This window comes from Hydrogenophaga sp. IBVHS1 (assembly GCF_002127265.1).
Lineage (GTDB): Bacteria > Pseudomonadota > Gammaproteobacteria > Burkholderiales > Burkholderiaceae_C > Hydrogenophaga.
The window spans coordinates 466,440-482,536 of the sequence record NZ_NFUU01000001.1; the positions used below are offsets into that span (position 1 = coordinate 466,440).

23 protein-coding genes are annotated in these 16,097 nt (G+C 63.9%); 21 read left to right on the plus strand and 2 right to left on the minus strand.

Going from position 1 to position 16,097, the window contains the following annotated elements:
* The first annotated feature begins 7 nt into the window (after positions 1-7).
* The 14 genes from CAP37_RS02285 to hisF all read left to right on the plus strand — a co-directional run bounded on the left by CAP37_RS02285 (position 8) and on the right by hisF (position 11,074).
* The gene (locus CAP37_RS02285) at positions 8-769 is read left to right on the plus strand and encodes a VacJ family lipoprotein (protein WP_256926857.1); all 762 of its coding nucleotides are present in this window, start codon (positions 8-10) and stop codon (positions 767-769) included.
* A gap of 88 nt (positions 770-857) precedes the next feature.
* The gene (locus tag CAP37_RS02290) at positions 858-1,478 is read left to right on the plus strand and encodes a phospholipid-binding protein MlaC (RefSeq protein WP_086124779.1); all 621 of its coding nucleotides are present in this window, start codon (positions 858-860) and stop codon (positions 1,476-1,478) included.
* A 21-nt stretch (positions 1,479-1,499) separates the two neighbouring features.
* Complete coding sequence (locus CAP37_RS02295) at positions 1,500-1,766, plus strand: lipid asymmetry maintenance protein MlaB (protein ID WP_086124780.1); 267 nt, start codon at positions 1,500-1,502, stop codon at positions 1,764-1,766.
* 114 nt (positions 1,767-1,880) lie between these two features.
* Entirely contained in the window at positions 1,881-2,819 is a 939-nt protein-coding gene (locus CAP37_RS02300; RefSeq protein WP_086122678.1) for an ABC transporter ATP-binding protein, read from the plus strand.
* Positions 2,816-3,571 carry an ABC transporter permease gene (locus CAP37_RS02305; protein WP_086122679.1) on the plus strand — a complete coding sequence of 252 codons (756 nt, stop codon included), beginning with the start codon at positions 2,816-2,818 and terminating at the stop codon, positions 3,569-3,571. The genes CAP37_RS02300 and CAP37_RS02305 overlap by 4 nt, the downstream gene beginning before the upstream one ends.
* 6 nt (positions 3,572-3,577) lie before the next feature.
* Complete coding sequence (locus CAP37_RS02310) at positions 3,578-3,817, plus strand: BolA family protein (RefSeq protein WP_086122680.1); 240 nt, start codon at positions 3,578-3,580, stop codon at positions 3,815-3,817.
* Between the two features lie 13 nt (positions 3,818-3,830).
* Positions 3,831-5,111 (plus strand): UDP-N-acetylglucosamine 1-carboxyvinyltransferase, encoded by a 1,281-nt coding sequence (gene murA / locus CAP37_RS02315; protein ID WP_086122681.1) that lies wholly within the window; start codon positions 3,831-3,833, stop codon positions 5,109-5,111.
* Positions 5,108-5,758: an ATP phosphoribosyltransferase gene (hisG, locus tag CAP37_RS02320; protein ID WP_086122682.1), complete on the plus strand. Its 651-nt coding sequence runs from the start codon at positions 5,108-5,110 to the stop codon at positions 5,756-5,758. Before murA ends, hisG begins: the two co-directional genes overlap by 4 nt.
* Positions 5,755-7,146: a histidinol dehydrogenase gene (hisD, locus tag CAP37_RS02325; protein ID WP_086122683.1), complete on the plus strand. Its 1,392-nt coding sequence runs from the start codon at positions 5,755-5,757 to the stop codon at positions 7,144-7,146. The genes hisG and hisD overlap by 4 nt, the downstream gene beginning before the upstream one ends.
* A complete protein-coding gene (hisC, locus tag CAP37_RS02330; RefSeq protein ID WP_086122684.1) occupies positions 7,143-8,231 on the plus strand; it encodes a histidinol-phosphate transaminase in 1,089 nt (362 codons plus the stop codon). The genes hisD and hisC overlap by 4 nt, the downstream gene beginning before the upstream one ends.
* On the plus strand, positions 8,228-8,848 hold the full coding sequence (gene hisB / locus CAP37_RS02335) for an imidazoleglycerol-phosphate dehydratase HisB (RefSeq protein ID WP_086122685.1): 621 nt from the start codon (positions 8,228-8,230) through the stop codon (positions 8,846-8,848). The genes hisC and hisB overlap by 4 nt, the downstream gene beginning before the upstream one ends.
* A gap of 13 nt (positions 8,849-8,861) precedes the next feature.
* Positions 8,862-9,521: an imidazole glycerol phosphate synthase subunit HisH gene (gene hisH, locus CAP37_RS02340; protein ID WP_086122686.1), complete on the plus strand. Its 660-nt coding sequence runs from the start codon at positions 8,862-8,864 to the stop codon at positions 9,519-9,521.
* Positions 9,522-9,552: 31 nt separating this feature from the next.
* Positions 9,553-10,293 (plus strand): 1-(5-phosphoribosyl)-5-[(5-phosphoribosylamino)methylideneamino]imidazole-4-carboxamide isomerase, encoded by a 741-nt coding sequence (gene hisA / locus CAP37_RS02345; protein WP_086122687.1) that lies wholly within the window; start codon positions 9,553-9,555, stop codon positions 10,291-10,293.
* Position 10,294: 1 nt separating this feature from the next.
* Complete coding sequence (gene hisF, locus CAP37_RS02350; protein ID WP_086122688.1) at positions 10,295-11,074, plus strand: imidazole glycerol phosphate synthase subunit HisF; 780 nt, start codon at positions 10,295-10,297, stop codon at positions 11,072-11,074.
* An 11-nt stretch (positions 11,075-11,085) separates the two neighbouring features.
* On the opposite strand, the gene CAP37_RS02355 is transcribed toward hisF, so the two are convergent.
* Positions 11,086-11,580, minus strand: a complete 495-nt coding sequence (locus tag CAP37_RS02355; RefSeq protein WP_086122689.1) for a hypothetical protein — start codon at positions 11,578-11,580, stop codon at positions 11,086-11,088.
* 91 nt (positions 11,581-11,671) lie between these two features.
* Between CAP37_RS02355 and hisI the strand changes: the two genes are divergently transcribed.
* The 7 genes from hisI (at position 11,672) to tatC (ending at position 14,932) form a co-directional block, all read left to right on the plus strand.
* A complete protein-coding gene (gene hisI, locus CAP37_RS02360) occupies positions 11,672-12,070 on the plus strand; it encodes a phosphoribosyl-AMP cyclohydrolase (RefSeq protein ID WP_179190218.1) in 399 nt (132 codons plus the stop codon).
* 7 nt (positions 12,071-12,077) lie between these two features.
* Entirely contained in the window at positions 12,078-12,458 is a 381-nt protein-coding gene (locus CAP37_RS02365; RefSeq protein ID WP_086122691.1) for a phosphoribosyl-ATP diphosphatase, read from the plus strand.
* A gap of 11 nt (positions 12,459-12,469) precedes the next feature.
* The gene (locus tag CAP37_RS02370; protein WP_086122692.1) at positions 12,470-12,859 is read left to right on the plus strand and encodes a hypothetical protein; all 390 of its coding nucleotides are present in this window, start codon (positions 12,470-12,472) and stop codon (positions 12,857-12,859) included.
* A gap of 3 nt (positions 12,860-12,862) precedes the next feature.
* Positions 12,863-13,225, plus strand: coding sequence for a histidine triad nucleotide-binding protein (locus CAP37_RS02375; protein ID WP_086122693.1), 363 nt, complete (start codon positions 12,863-12,865; stop codon positions 13,223-13,225).
* Between the two features lie 115 nt (positions 13,226-13,340).
* Positions 13,341-13,583, plus strand: coding sequence for a Sec-independent protein translocase subunit TatA (tatA, locus tag CAP37_RS02380; protein WP_086122694.1), 243 nt, complete (start codon positions 13,341-13,343; stop codon positions 13,581-13,583).
* Between the two features lie 60 nt (positions 13,584-13,643).
* Entirely contained in the window at positions 13,644-14,135 is a 492-nt protein-coding gene (tatB, locus tag CAP37_RS02385) for a Sec-independent protein translocase protein TatB (protein WP_086122695.1), read from the plus strand.
* The gene (tatC, locus tag CAP37_RS02390) at positions 14,135-14,932 is read left to right on the plus strand and encodes a twin-arginine translocase subunit TatC (RefSeq protein WP_086122696.1); all 798 of its coding nucleotides are present in this window, start codon (positions 14,135-14,137) and stop codon (positions 14,930-14,932) included. The genes tatB and tatC overlap by 1 nt, the downstream gene beginning before the upstream one ends.
* A gap of 10 nt (positions 14,933-14,942) precedes the next feature.
* On the opposite strand, the gene CAP37_RS02395 is transcribed toward tatC, so the two are convergent.
* Positions 14,943-16,094: a S1C family serine protease gene (locus tag CAP37_RS02395; protein ID WP_086122697.1), complete on the minus strand. Its 1,152-nt coding sequence runs from the start codon at positions 16,092-16,094 to the stop codon at positions 14,943-14,945.
* Positions 16,095-16,097: the final 3 nt, after the last annotated feature.

Sequence of the window (16,097 nt, forward strand, 5' to 3'; positions counted from 1 at the left end):
AAAGAACATGTCAATCCGCCATCTGGGCCGCCATCGTGCCCTTCGCACCAGCCTGCTGGTGTTGTCGCTTTCGATGCTCGGCGCTTGCGCCACCGGCCCCGATGCGAATCCGCGCGACCCGCTCGAACCCTTCAACCGGGGCGTGACCCAATTCAACGATGCGGTGGACAAGGCAGTGCTCAAACCCGTGGCCACCGTCTACCAGGACGTCACGCCGGCATTGGTGCAGACCGGCGTGGGGAATTTCTTCAGCAACCTCGGCGATCTCTGGTCCTCGGTCAACGCCGCGCTGCAGCTGCGTCCGCGCGAAGCCACCGAGAACCTGGCCCGCTTCAACCTGAACACCTTCTTTGGCCTCGGCGGCGTGCTCGACATCGCCAGCGAGGCGGGCATCCCGCGCACGCGCATCGATTTCGGTCAGACCATGGGGCGGTGGGGCGTGCCGTCGGGCCCCTACGTGGTGCTGCCTTTGCTCGGGCCGTCCTCGGCACGCGATACGGTGGGCGTGCTGGTGGACAGCCAGGGCGATTTGATGACCGGCGTCACACCTGTTTCTGCCCGGAATTCGCTGTATGCGCTGCGGGTCGTGCACACGCGCGCCAGCTTTCTGCGCGCGGGCTCAATGCTGGAGGAAGCTGCGCTGGACAAATACAGTTTCACGCGCGACCTTTACCTCAACCGGCGCCAGAGCCAGATCGACGACATGATCGACAAGGGCATCGGTCAGGGCGACGGAGGCTCGCAGGAAGATACGAAAAGCAACGATTGAGGGGGAACCCCTTCACAATCCAGCCGCTCTGATGACGTACGCTGCCCTGTCTGCAGCAAGGCCACCGGCCTCGAAAGGAAAACTGATGATGAAACGCCGATCCTGGCTCGCCGCCGTGATGATGACCGCCGCCGCGGTCTCCATGCCCGCTCTGGCCAACGACGAGGCGCCCGACGCGCTGGTCAAGCGCGTGTCCGCCGACGTGCTGGCCGCCATCAAGGCCGACCCTGCCATTCAGGCGGGTGACGTCAACCGCATCACGGCCCTGGTCGACAGCAAGATCATGCCCAATGTGAACTTCGCCCGCATGACCTCTTCGGCCGTGGGGCGCTATTGGCGCCAGGCCACGCCGGAGCAGCAGAAGCAGCTGCAGGACGAGTTCAAGACCCTTCTGGTGCGCACCTACTCGGGCGCGCTCGGCGAGGTGAAAGACCAGACCGTGACCTACCGTCCCATGCGCTCCAAGCCGGAGGACACCGAGGTGGTGGTGCGCTCCGAGGTGCGTGGCAAGGGCGACCCGATCCAGCTCGACTACCGGATGGAAAAGACGCCCACGGGCTGGAAGATCTATGACCTGAACGTACTGGGCGTGTGGCTGGTCGAAACCTACCGCACCCAGTTCGCTCAGGAGATTGGCGCCAAAGGCATCGATGGCCTGATCGCGTCGCTGGTCCAGCGCAACAAGAGCAACACGGCCAAGGCGAGCTGAAAGGCCATGCCCGAGCACACCATGGCATTGCCCGAGCGCCTCACCCTGGAGGAGGCCGTCCCGACGCTGCAACGCCTGGACGGTCAGCTGGCGCATCAGCCAGATGGCACGGTGGTGCTCGACGCGACGTCGCTGCGTGAATTCGATTCCTCGGCTCTGGCGGTGCTGCTGGAGTTGCGCCGGCGCTTGCAGACCCGAGGCAAAGGCCTGCGCGTGGAGGGCTGGCCCCCCCGGCTGCAGGATCTCGCCGGACTCTACGGCGTGCAGGAACTGCTGGCCAGCACCTGAAGCGGCAGCGCCCCGCCGCCAGCGGGGATGGCGGGCGACGCATAAAATACCCGGTTCCCCTCCGGCGGCCAGATGTCCTGCCCGCCGCTGGTGAACCTTGGGTCCCGCCCCCGCATGCCAGCCGTCTCCTTCCAGAACGTTTCCAAGACCTACTCGACTTCGCGCGGCGATCTGCATGCGCTGCAATCGGTGTCTTTCGACATCGAGCCCGGCGAGTTCTTTGGCCTGCTCGGACCCAATGGAGCGGGCAAAACCACGCTCATCAGCGTGCTCGCAGGGCTGGCGCGCGCCACTTCCGGGCGGGTGCTCGTGCACGGCAGCGACGTCCAGACCGACTACGCCGCCGCGCGCCGCCAGCTCGGCGTGGTGCCCCAGGAACTGGTTTTCGACCCCTTCTTCAATGTGCGCGAGGCTTTGCGCATCCAGTCGGGCTACTTTGGTATTCGCCGCAATGAGGCCTGGATCGACGAATTGCTCGAAGGACTGGGCCTGGCGGACAAGGCGGGCGCAAACATGCGCCAGCTCTCGGGCGGTATGAAGCGCCGGGTGCTGATCGCGCAGGCGCTCGTGCACAAGCCGCCCGTCATCGTGCTGGACGAGCCCACTGCGGGCGTGGATGTGGAGCTGCGCCAGACGCTGTGGCAGTTCGTCTCCGACCTTAACAAGCGCCTGGGCAGCACGGTGCTGCTGACCACGCACTATCTGGAAGAAGCCGAGGCGCTGTGCGGGCGCATCGCCATGCTCAAACAGGGCAGGGTGGTGGCGCTGGAGTCCACCTCCGCGCTGCTCGCGCGTGCGGCCTCGAACGTGCTTCGCTTCAAGACCGACGCCGTGTTGCCGATCGATCTCGCCGTGCAGGCGCGCATCACGGGGCGCGTGGTGCAGCTGCCGGCCAACGACGCGCTGGCGGTCGAGCGCATCCTTGTGCGCCTGCGTGAAGTGGGTGTGTCCCCGGAGGATATCGAGATCCGCAAGGCCGATCTGGAGGACGTGTTCCTCGATCTGACGGGTGCCCACCCACGTCCCAATGCGACTTCGGAAGTGCCCGCATGAACGGCTGGCAAACCCTCTTCTACAAGGAAGTGCTGCGATTCTGGAAGGTGGGTTTCCAGACCGTCGCCGCGCCGGTGATCACGGCCATTCTTTACCTCATGATCTTTGGCCATGTGCTGGAAGACCGGGTGCAGGTCTACGACTCGGTGAGCTACACCGCTTTCCTGCTGCCCGGCCTGGTGATGATGAGCGTGTTGCAGAACGCCTTTGCCAACAGCTCGTCATCGCTGGTGCAGAGCAAGATCATGGGCAACCTGGTGTTCCTGCTGCTCACGCCTTTGTCGCACCGCGCCTGGTTCGTCGCTTATGTCGGCTCGTCCATCGTTCGTGGCCTGGCGGTGGGCCTGGGGGTGATGGTGGTCACCTGGTGGTTTGCGCAGCCCACACTGGTGGCACCGCTGTGGATACTTGCCTTCGGTTTCATGGGCGCTGCCCTGCTCGGCGCACTGGGCTTGATCGCCGGCCTGTGGGCTGAGAAGTTCGACCAGATGGCCGCATTCCAGAACTTCATCATCGTGCCCATGACCTTCCTCTCGGGCGTGTTCTACTCAATCCATTCCCTGCCCGATTTCTGGCAGCGAGTGAGCCACCTCAACCCGTTCTTCTACATGATCGACGGCTTTCGCTATGGCTTCTTCGGCGTGAGTGACGTCTCGCCCTGGATCAGTCTGGCGCTGGTGGGCAGCGCTCTGGCGGTGGTGAGCGCCGTTGCGCTGCACCTTCTGAAAACCGGCTACAAGATCCGACACTGAACTGAAATGACCGCTGAAGAACTGCAATCCCTCATTGCCGCCGGACTGCCTTGTGAGCACATCGAAGTCACCGGCGACGGTCGCCACTGGGCGGCGGTGATTGTCTCGCCGGCGTTCGATGGCCTGCGCCTGATCAAGCGCCACCAGGCCGTCTACGGCACGCTCGGCGCGCGCATCCAGAACGACGAAGTGCACGCCCTTTCGATGAAGACCTACACGCCCGCCGAATGGGCGGCTCAACCCTGAACGTCAGTCTCACATGGACAAATTGCGAATCACCGGCGGCCGGACCCTGACCGGCGAGGTGAACATCTCCGGCGCGAAGAACGCGGCCCTGCCCGAACTGTGTGCGGCCTTGCTCACCGCCGACCCGGTGACGCTGAACAACGTACCGCGCCTGCGCGACGTGGCCACCATGCGCCAGTTGCTCGACAACATGGGTGTGCAGACCCAGACCCATGGCGATCGAGGAGGCATCACACTGAAGGCGGCCGATCCCATCAAAGCCGAGGCGCCTTACGAACTGGTCAAGACCATGCGGGCTTCGGTGCTGGTGCTCGGGCCGCTGCTTGCGCGGTTCGGTCACGCTCGCGTGTCGTTGCCCGGTGGCTGCGCCATCGGCTCGCGCCCGGTGGACCAGCACATCAAGGGCATGCAGGCCATGGGCGCGGAGATCGTTGTGGAGCACGGCTACATGGTGGCGCGGCTTCCGGCGGGCCGGGAACGCCTGCACGGCGCGCGCATCGCCACCGACATGGTGACCGTTACGGGCACCGAGAACTTCCTCATGGCCGCGGCATTGGCCGAGGGCGAGACGCTGCTGGAAAACGCCGCGCAGGAGCCCGAGATCGGTGACCTGGCCGAGATGCTGATCGCCATGGGCGCAAAGATCGAAGGCCACGGCACCAGCCGCATCCATGTCCAGGGTGTGGACCGCCTGCATGGCTGCACCCATCAGGTGGTGGCCGACCGCATCGAAACCGGCACCTTTCTTTGCGCCGTGGCCGCCACGGGTGGCGACGTGGTGCTGCGCCATGGCCGCGCCGACCACCTGGACGCGGTGATCGACAAGCTGCACGAGGCGGGTGCCGATATCGAGGCTGGCAAGGACGCTGGCGGTGACTTCATCCGCGTGCGCGCGTCCGGGCGCCTGAAGGCACAAAGCTTCCGCACCACCGAGTACCCAGGTTTCCCGACCGACATGCAGGCCCAGTTCATGGCGCTCAACTGCATTGCCGAGGGCGCGAGCAAAGTCACCGAAACGATCTTTGAAAACCGTTTCATGCACGTCAACGAACTGGTGCGACTGGGTGCGCACATCCAGACCGATGGCAAGGTGGCCGTCATCGAAGGCATCCCGCGCCTTTCAGGCGCCACCGTGATGGCCACCGACCTGCGCGCCTCGGCCAGTCTGGTGATCGCCGGCCTGGTGGCCGAAGGCGAGACCATCGTTGACCGCATCTACCATCTGGACCGTGGCTACGACCAGATGGAAGAAAAACTGCGCAAGATCGGTGCCGACATCGAAAGGGTGAAATGATTACCCTCGCCCTTTCCAAAGGCCGCATCTTCGACGAGACCCTGCCGCTGCTGCGGGCTGCCGGCATCGAGGTGCTGGAAGACCCCGAGAAGTCGCGCAAGCTGATCCTTGGCACCAGCCACCCTGGCGTGCGTGTGGTGCTGGTGCGTGCCAGCGATGTGCCCACCTATGTGGAATATGGCGGCGCCGATCTGGGCGTGACCGGCAAGGACACCCTGATCGAGCACGGCGGCCAGGGCCTTTACCAGCCGCTGGACCTGAACATCTCGCGCTGCCGCGTCAGCGTGGCGGTGCGCGCCGATTTCGACTATGCGTCGGCCGTGCGCCAGGGGTCGCGCCTGAAAGTGGCCACCAAGTACACCTCGATTGCGCGTGAATTTTTTGCCGGCAAGGGCGTGCACGTGGACCTGATCAAGCTCTACGGCAGCATGGAGCTCGCGCCCCTCACCGGTCTGGCCGACGCCATCGTCGATCTGGTTTCCACCGGCAACACACTCAAGGCCAACCAGCTCGTGGAGGTCGAACGCATCATGGACATCAGTGCGCGCCTGGTGGTCAACCAGGCTTCGCTCAAACTCAAGCAGGCCACCATTCGCCCCATCATCGAGGCCTTCGCCAGTGCCATCGTGCCGGGAGCCAAAGCATGACGCTGAAGGCCGAGCCGCTGCGGCTGTCCACCGCCGACACCGATTTCGAGGCCAGATTTCAAGCCCGCCTGCACTGGTCATCCGAGACCGACGGCGCCATAGAGCAGCGCGTGGCCGACATCCTGGCCGATGTGCAGCGCCGGGGCGATGCAGCGGTGCTCGAGTACACCGAGCGTTTCGATGGACTTGTTGCTGGCGACATGGCCGAACTCGAACTCACGCAGGCGGATTTCAAAAGCGCTTTTGACGGATTGCCTGTTGCCCAGCGCGAAGCCCTGCAAGCCGCCACGCGCCGTGTGCGCAGCTACCACGAGGCGCAGAAGAAGGCGACTGGCGAGAGCTGGAGCTACCGCGACGAAGACGGCTCGCTGCTCGGCCAGAAGGTCACCCCGCTGGACCGCGTGGGCATCTACGTGCCGGGCGGCAAGGCGGCCTACCCGTCGAGCCTCATCATGAATGCCGTGCCCGCTCATGTGGCCGGCGTGCAGGACATCGTCATGGTGGTGCCCACGCCGGTGCGCGGCAGCGTGGCCACCGGTGGCAGCGGAGCCGCAACCGCCCAGCGTGGCGAACGCAACGAACTGGTGCTCGCGGCTGCGTATGTGGCCGGAGTGACGCGGGCTTTCACCATCGGCGGCGCGCAGGCGGTGGCGGCCCTGGCTTATGGCACGGCCACCGTGCCCAAGGTGGACAAGATCACCGGCCCGGGCAATGCCTACGTGGCCAGCGCCAAGAAGCGCGTGTTCGGCACCGTGGGCATCGACATGATCGCCGGCCCCAGCGAGATTCTGGTGCTGGCCGACGGCAGCACGCCCGCCGAGTGGGTGGCCATGGACCTGTTCAGCCAGGCCGAACACGACGAACTCGCGCAGAGCATTCTGCTTTGCCCGGACGCAAACTACATCCAGGCTGTGCAGCGCGAGATCGACCGGCTGCTGCCCACCATGCCGCGCGCGGCCATCATCGCCAGAAGTCTGAATGACCGCGGCGCGTTGATCCTCACCCGCAGCATGGAAGAGGCTTGCGCCATCAGCAACCGCATCGCGCCCGAGCACCTCGAGGTCTCCAGCGCCGAGCCGCACCGCTGGGAACCCTTGCTCAAGCACGCGGGTGCGATTTTTCTTGGTGAGTACACCAGCGAGAGCCTGGGCGACTACTGCGCTGGCCCCAACCATGTGTTGCCCACCAGCGGCACCGCGCGCTTCTCGTCGCCATTGGGGGTGTACGACTTTCAGAAGCGCAGCAGCCTCATCGAGGTGAGTCGGGCCGGCGCGCAAGGCCTCGGAAAGATAGCGGCCGAAATGGCCTACGGCGAAGGCCTGCAGGCGCACGCCCGCGCCGCCGAGTTGCGGCTGGACGTGGTGCCTCCGATGCGGGAGCGCCCATGAGCGTCAACCCCCTGGGCGTGATCCGCCAGGACGTGCAGTCCATGCACGCCTATGCCATTCAGGACTCGACCGGCATGGTCAAGCTCGACGCGATGGAGAACCCGTTTGCGCTGTCCTCCGCGCTGCAGGCCGAGCTGGGCGCGCGGCTGGGCGCCGTGGCCATTCACCGCTACCCCGGCGCGCGCATTGAAGAACTGAAGCAGGCCCTGGCCCGCTATGTGGATTTGCCCGAGGGCCATGCCCTGATGCTGGGCAATGGATCGGACGAACTCATCTCGTTGCTTGCCATGGGTTGCGATCTGCCCGGCGCCACCATCCTGGCGCCTCTGCCCGGCTTCGTCATGTACGCCATGAGCGCGCAATTGCAGGGCCTGAAGTTCGTGGGCGTGCCGCTGACACCCGACTTCGAGCTCGACGAACCCGCCATGCTCGCAGCCATGCGCGAACATCGGCCTGCCATCACCTACATCGCCTACCCCAATAATCCCACCGCCAACCTCTGGAATGCGGACACCATTCGCCGCCTGATCGCCGAGGCGGCTGGCTTCGGCGGCCTCGTGGTGATGGACGAGGCCTACCAGCCCTTTTCCAGCCGGAGCTGGCTCGACGAGATTCGCGCCAACCCGGCCGCCAACGCGAACGTGCTGCTCATGCGCACGCTCTCCAAGTTCGGCCTGGCGGGCGTGCGCATCGGCTACCTGCTGGGCCCGCAGGCGCTGCTGCACGAGGTCGACAAGCTGCGCCCCCCCTACAACGTGAGCGTGCTCAACGCCGAATGCGCCTTGTTCGCGCTGGATCACGCTGCGGTGTTCGCCCAGCAGGCGGCGCAAATCCGGGAGCAGCGTTCGCTGCTCATCGCCGCGCTGGCCGGCATGGCGGGTGTCCATCCCTTCCCCAGTGAGGCCAACATGGTGCTGGTGCGTGTGCCCGATGCGCAACGCTGCTTCGATGGCCTCAAGTCCCAGGGCATTCTGGTGAAGAATGTTTCTAGAATGCACCCACTGCTGGCCCAATGCCTGCGGCTCACGGTGGGTACGCCGTCCGAAAATGCCCAGCTGATCCGCGCCCTCCAGACCTCCTTATGACCCAGACGCCTCTCGCCTCCAGCGTGCCCGACCGCATCGGGCACGTGCAGCGCAACACCACAGAAACGCAGATCGGCGTGCGCGTCAACCTCGACGGCACAGGCCACGCCAGCCTGTCCACCGGCATCGGCTTTTTTGACCACATGCTCGACCAGATCGCCCGTCACGGGCTGATCGACCTGGACATCCAGGCCAAGGGCGACCTGCACATCGACGGCCACCACACGGTGGAAGACGTGGGCATCACGCTGGGCCAGGCCTTCGCCCAGGCCGTGGGCGACAAGAAGGGTATTCGCCGCTATGGTCACGCCTATGTGCCTCTGGACGAGGCGCTTTCGCGTGTGGTGATCGATTTTTCCGGTCGCCCGGGGCTGCACATGCGCGTGCCGTTCAAAAGCGGCATGGTCGGTGGCTTCGACACCCAGCTCGCCTTCGAGTTTTTCCAGGGCTTCGTCAACCACGCTGGCGTGACCCTCCACATCGACAACCTGCACGGCGAGAATGCCCACCACCAGGCCGAGACCGTTTTCAAGGCTTTCGCCCGCGCGCTGCGCATGGCCCTGGAGCGTGACCCGCGCATGGGCGACGTGATTCCCTCGACCAAAGGCTCGCTGTAACCACTCCCCGGCCATGAAACGCAAGACAGTCGCCGTGGTGGACTACGGCAGCGGGAACCTGCGCTCGGTATCGCAGGCGGTGCAGCACGTGGCGCGTGCGGAAGATGTGGACGTGCGTGTCACATCGAACGCGCAAGAGGTGTTCGACGCCGATCGTGTGGTGCTGCCGGGTCAGGGCCACATGGGCGATTGCATGCGGGAACTCGCTGCTTCCGGCCTGCTGGCTTCCGTGCTGCATGCCGCCGCAAACAAGCCGCTTTTTGGTGTGTGCGTGGGCATGCAGATGCTGCTCGACCGCAGCGAAGAAGGGCCTACCGATGGCCTGGGGCTGATCCCGGGCGAGGTCGTTCGCTTTCGCCTGGAGGGCCGCCTGCAGCCCGACGGCAGCCGCTTCAAGGTGCCGCAAATGGGATGGAACCCGGTGTTTCACGAGCTCGGGCGCCCAGTGCATCCGCTCTGGAGCGGCATAGGGGAAGGCGCCTATTTTTATTTTGTGCACAGCTTCTATGCTCGGCCAGTCCAGGCCGTGCATACCGTGGGCGAAGCCGACTATGGCGACCGCTTTGCGGCTGCGATTGCTCGCGATAACATTTTTGCTACCCAGTTTCACCCCGAGAAAAGTGCCGATCAGGGTCTGGCGCTTTACCGCAATTTCCTGTCCTGGAATCCCTGAGCCCTTCTGCCTTCACTGACATCACATCATCATGCTGCTGATTCCTGCCATTGATCTGAAAGACGGCCAGTGCGTTCGCCTCAAACAGGGCGACATGGACCAATCCACTGTGTTCGGTGAAGACCCGGCGGCGATGGCCCGCAACTGGGTCAACAAGGGTGCGCGCCGCGTGCACCTGGTGGACCTCAACGGCGCCTTCGCCGGCAAGCCGAAGAACGAGCAGGCGATTCGCGCCATCCTGAAGGAAGTCGGTGCTGAGGTGGACGTGCAGCTGGGCGGCGGCATCCGCGACCTCGACACCATCGAGCGTTACCTCGATGCCGGGCTGCGCTATGTGATCATCGGCACCGCTGCGGTGAAGAACCCGGGCTTCCTGCAGGACGCGTGCACCGCATTCGGCGGGCACATCATCGTCGGGCTTGATGCAAAAGATGGCAAGGTTGCCACCGACGGCTGGAGCAAGCTCACCGGCCACGAGGTGGTCGACCTGGGCAAGAAGTTCGAGGACTACGGCGTCGAAGGCATCATCTACACCGACATCGGCCGCGACGGCATGCTCTCCGGCATCAACATCGACGCCACCGTGAAGCTGGCTCAGGCGCTGTCCATTCCCGTGATCGCTTCAGGGGGGCTGTCCAACCTGGAGGACATTCGCGCGCTGTGTGCCGTCGAGGACGAGGGTGTCGAGGGCGTGATCTGCGGTCGGTCCATTTACAGCGGTGATCTGGACTTTGAAGCCGCCCAGCAATTGGCCGACGAATTGAACGGTTGAAATGCTCGCCAAACGCATCATTCCCTGCCTTGACGTTACCGGTGGCCGAGTGGTCAAGGGGGTGAACTTTGTCGAACTGCGCGATGCGGGCGACCCGGTCGAGATCGCCGCTCGCTACAACGATCAAGGCGCAGACGAACTGACCTTCCTGGACATCACGGCCACTTCCGACGGTCGCGACCTGATCCTGCACATCATCGAGGCCGTGGCTTCGCAGGTCTTCATTCCACTCACGGTGGGTGGCGGTGTTCGCACGGTGGAAGACGTGCGCCGCCTGCTCAACGCAGGCGCCGACAAGACCAGCTTCAATTCCGCCGCCATTGCCAATCCGCAGGTCATTATTGACGCCTCTGCCAAGTACGGCTCGCAGTGCATCGTGGTCGCCATTGATGCCAAGCGGCGCCAGGGCAGCGACCTGAGTGAGCGCGGTGAGGGCTGGGATGTTTACAGCCACGGCGGACGCAAGAACACCGGATTGGACGCGGTGGCCTGGGCTCGGCAGATGGCCGAACACGGCGCCGGAGAAATTCTGCTGACCAGCATGGACCGTGACGGCACCAAGGCCGGCTTCGATCTGGCTTTGACGCGTGCGGTGGCCGACGCCGTGGACGTGCCGGTCATTGCGTCTGGCGGCGTGGGCAATCTGGATCACCTCGCGGACGGCGTGCAACAAGGCGGCGCCGACGCGGTGCTGGCCGCCAGCATCTTCCACTACGGCGAATTCACCGTGGCGCAAGCCAAAGCCCGCATGGCCGAGCGTGGTATTCCCGTGCGGCTCTGAGCCGCTGACGTTCAGAGCGGTGTGCTGCGCGGCAGGCTCTGGCGCTCGAGCCGGTCTTCCAGCTCTCCGATGCTGGCGCCCAGACCATTGCCGGTCTGCTCGATCACCTGCGTGAGTGCCGCTTGCACCTGGTCCAGTTTCAGGTTCGCCTTGTCGGCAAGCTCCCGCTCGCGCGCTGCGGTGGCTTGCAACTCCGTCTGCAGGTACTGACGCAGCTCGGTGAAACGCGAGGCCTCGGCCTTGTCGGCCAGCGTTCGCTGGTCGGCGGCATCGCGGGTGATGCGGCGCACTTCCATCATGTGCAGGGTTTGGGAATAAACCAGCGCGGCCAGAAACACCACCAGCACCAGTGCCAGCAGGCCCAGCAACACGAGCCCCAGAGGCGCCTGCACCTGCGTGACGCCGAAGTTGAGCGGTGTAGGAAGCAGGATCTGTTCAAAGTTCAGGGCGACGAAGCCCGCGATGAGCAAGATGAAGACGACCAGGAGCAGGGTGCGAAGTTTCATGGGAAGTCCTTGGGCGTTCTGTTGGGGGGGATCCGGACCATCCTAACGGCATTCATTTCGGTAGATGTGTCCAGACGCAAGCGCATGGTAGATTCCCGCCATGAACTGGCTAGACGAAGTGAAGTGGGACGCGCAAGGCCTGGTGCCGGTGATTGCACAGGAAGCCGCCACCGGCGATGTGCTCATGTTCGCCTGGATGAACCGCGAAGCCCTGCAGAAGACCGCCGAGCTGGGCCGTGCGGTGTATTTCAGCCGCTCGCGCAATCGACTCTGGTTCAAAGGCGAAGAATCGGGGCACGTGCAGACCGTGCACGACATCCGCATGGATTGCGACAACGACGTGGTGCTGCTCAAGGTGACCCAGCTCGGGCACGAGCCCGGCATTGCCTGCCACACCGGCCGCCACAGTTGCTTTTTCCAGAAGCTTGAACGCGATCGCTGGAGCCCCGTCGAACCGGTGCTCAAGGATCCGGAATCCATCTACAGATAGGTCCACCATGTCCACCACAGACGATTTGGCGCGACTGGCTGCCGTGATCGAAGGCCGCAAGCCCGGCAACGGCGGCGATCCCGAAAAAAGTTACGTGGCTCGCCTTCTGCACAAAGGCCCAGACACGTTCCTGAAGAAAATTGGCGAAGAGGCGACGGAAGTCGTCATGGCCGCCAAGGACCTCGAACACGGCGGCGACCCCCAGAAGCTGGTGAACGAGACTGCCGATCTCTGGTTCCATTGCATGATTGCGCTCGCGCACTACAACCTCGGGCCAGCGGATGTGGTGGCCGAACTGGTGCGCCGCGAGGGTTTGAGTGGGCTTGAGGAGAAAGCCATGCGCAAGGTGCTGCAGCGCGAAGCCGCAGCGGGTCCGTCATCAATCTGAAGGAGGCCGGCATGAGCGACATCATCGACGTAGAAGCTGTGGACAGCGAAATGGCCCAATCCCTCAAGACGGTGGGCTGGATCAGCTACATCCTGCACCTGATCGTGGCTGTGGCAGCGGTGATGCCCGGCGCACAGGCCAGCGCTGGGCTGCTGGTCATCGCCCTGGTCATCGACCTCGTGAAAAAAGGCGATGCTGAAGGCACCTGGCAGGCCAGCCATTTCTCATGGCGGATTCGTACCGTGATCTGGGCCGGTGTGCTTTACCTCGTCACCGCGCCACTTTGGCTGTTGTTCTTCATCCCCGGCTGGATTGCCTGGTGCGTCATTTCCATCTGGTTTCTCTACCGCATTGTCAAAGGCATGGTTCGCATGAACGCGAACCGCCCCATGCCATCCTGAACCATGAGCGACCACGACCCGAACTGCATCTTTTGCAAGATCATTGCCGGCCAGATTCCATCCCGCAAGATCTACGAAGACGACGACGTTTTTGTCTTCCATGACATTCATCCGTGGGCGCCCGTGCACTTCCTGATGGTGCCCAAGCTCCACCTCCCTTCCATGGCCCAGGTGAGTCCCGAGCATGAGCGCCTGATGGGCCGTATGATGGTGCTTGCTCCGCGTCTGGCCCTGCAGGAAGGCTGCAATCCATACCCCGAAGGCGGATTTCGCATGGTGTGCAACACGGGCATCGAAGGCGGCCAGGAAGTTCAACACCTCCATTGGCATGTGATGGGTGGCCCCCGGCCCTGGCTTCGCGGCTGAATACCCCCCCGCCAGTGCTGTCAGTGCCTTGCGCAAAGGGGGCTGAACTCCTGCCCGGGCTTAGAATCCCACCCACAGCGCCTGTCGCTACTTTTATTCAAGTCTGGAGATATCCATGGGTTCGTTTTCCATCTGGCACTGGCTGATCGTGCTGCTGATCGTCGTGATGGTGTTCGGCACCAAGAAGCTCAAAAACATCGGTTCCGATCTGGGTGGGGCCGTCAAGGGCTTCAAGGACGGCATCAAGGAAGGCGGCCAGAACCCCGCCGACACTACTTCCACCCCGCCTGGGCAAGTGACCCAGGAAGCCCGCGCCGACAAGAACGCCATCGACGTCGAAGCCAAGCAGAAGAGCTGATGCGCCGCCGATCGGCGCAAGGCGTTCACCCGATGACATGGCCGCCAGGACGGTGTTCGCATGATTGACCTGGGCATTTCCAAGCTTGCACTCATCGGGGCAGTGGCGTTGATCGTCATTGGCCCCGAGAAACTTCCGCGCGTCGCTCGCACTGTGGGGGCCTTGCTGGGCAAGGCGCAGCGCTACGTCTCCGACGTGAAGGCCGAAGTCAGTCGTTCCATGGAGCTCGAAGAGCTCAAGAAGATGAAAGACTCCGTGACCGAGGCCGCTCGCGATATGGAATCTTCTGTGCAGAGTGGTGCCAGCGATTTCGAGAAATCGTGGTCCGATGCCACAGCCGGGTTGGACGGTGCGTCCAGTTCCTACGACAGCAGCGCCGCGCTGGGATCGCTGGAGCCCCCCGTTTACAAGCACCCCAAGAAAAACTGGCGCCTCAAGCAAGGTGCCATGCCGCAGTGGTACAAGGCCCGTGCTGGTGTGCGCACCCGCACCCAGTCGGGTGCGGCCCGTGTGGCCCGCTTCCGGCCACGCTCCAATTCCGCCCCTCGTTGATGTCCGACTCCAAAGATTCCACCGACGAACTCGCCGGTTCCGAGCAGCCTTTTGTCCAGCACCTGAAGGAGCTGCGCGATCGACTGCTCTACGGCATCGTGGGTCTGGCGATCTGCATGGCCCTGTTGGCATTCTGGCCGGGCCCCAGCGGCCTGATCGACCTGATTGCGGTGCCCATTCGTGCCCACATGCCGCCGGACGCGAAACTCATCGCCGTGGGGGTTTTTTCGCCTTTCTTCGTCCCCATCAAGGTCCTTGCCATGGCGGCGCTGCTGCTGTCGCTGCCTTGGTGGATGTACCAGGTGTGGGCCTTTGTGGCGCCCGGTCTTTACAGCCATGAAAAGCGCTTCGCGATTCCCCTGATTGTTCTGGGCAGTCTGCTGGCCTACACCGGCATTGCGTTTGTGCAGTTCTTCGTGCTGGACAAGATGTTCGGCTTCATCCAGAAGTTCACGCCTGCCAGCGTGGCCGCCACGCCCGATATCGCCTCCTATGTCGAGGCGATCCTTTCGCTGTACCTGGCTTTCGGTCTGGCCTTTCAGGTGCCCATCGTGGTCGTGTTGCTGGTCAAGATGAACATGGTCACCGTGCAGAAGCTCAGGGAGTTTCGCGGCTACTTCATCGTGGTGGCGTTCGTCATCGCGGCGGTGGTGACTCCACCCGACGTCATATCCCAACTGGCGCTGGCCGTGCCCATGTGCCTGCTCTATGAGCTCGGCATCTGGGGCGCTCACTGGTTCATCAAGAGCGCAGCCAAGCCTGAGGAAGACGCGGAAAAGGAAACCACCGCGTCCTGAAGAGATGGGTTCAGCGCGGCGCGGCCTGTCTCGGCAAATTGCGACGGCCCGGCGTGACCTGCACTTGCACCTTGCCTTCCTTGCGCACCACATCCAGCGAGGCAGCCGTGCCCGGTGACAGGTTGGCCACAGCAGACAGCAGTTGCGCCACGTTGGTCACGTTGCGCCCGGCCACTGCGGTGATCACATCACCTGGCTTGATGCCGGCCTGAGCGGCGGGGCCGTTCTGCAGCACGCCGGTGATGATGACGCCGCTGCCTGGTGCGAGACCAAAGCTCTCGGCCAGTTCAGGGCCCAAGTCCTGCGGTTCCACCCCGATCCATCCACGCGTCACCTGCCCATCTTTCACGATCGCCTCCATCACGCTGCGCGCGGTGGAGGTGGGAATGGCGAACCCGATGCCCATGGAGCCGCCCGAGCGCGAGTAAATGGCCGTGTTGATGCCCATCAAGTGGCCGTTGACATCAACGAGAGCACCCCCGGAATTGCCCGGGTTGATGGCGGCGTCGGTCTGAATGAAGTTCTCAAACGTGTTGATACCCAGCTGGGTGCGCCCGAGCGCGCTCACGATGCCGCTGGTCACCGTCTGCCCCACGCCGAAGGGGTTGCCGATGGCCAGCACCTGATCGCCAATTTCCAGGGCATCTGAATTGCCAAGGGTGATCACGGGCAGGTCGGTCAGGTTGATTTTCAGGATCGCCAGATCGGTTTCAGGGTCGGTGCCGATCACCTGGGCCACCGCCTTGCGGCCGTCGTTCAGGATCACCTCGATCTCGTCCGCTTCCTCGATCACATGGTTGTTGGTCAGCACATAGCCAGCCGGGCTCACGATGACACCAGAACCCAGACCGCTCTGCTGCTGCGAGGGTGCCTGATCGCCAAAAAAGAAGCGGAACCAGGGATCAGCGCTCTGCGGGTTGTTCAGCGGCGCCTTGCTGGTGTTGATGCTGACCACGGCGGCAGATGCCGCCTTCGCCGCGGCACGAAAACTGCCGGAAGCCGCTCCTTCTGCGGGCGTTGTCGAAGGAGCCTGCAGCACGGGCACCACCGATCCCACGCTTGACGCGCGGCCCAGCCACTGGGGTTGCAAGGTGGCCACGACGAACAGCGCTGCCACGGCCACGGTGACGGTTTGGGCGAAAAGAAGCCAGAGACGTTTCATGTA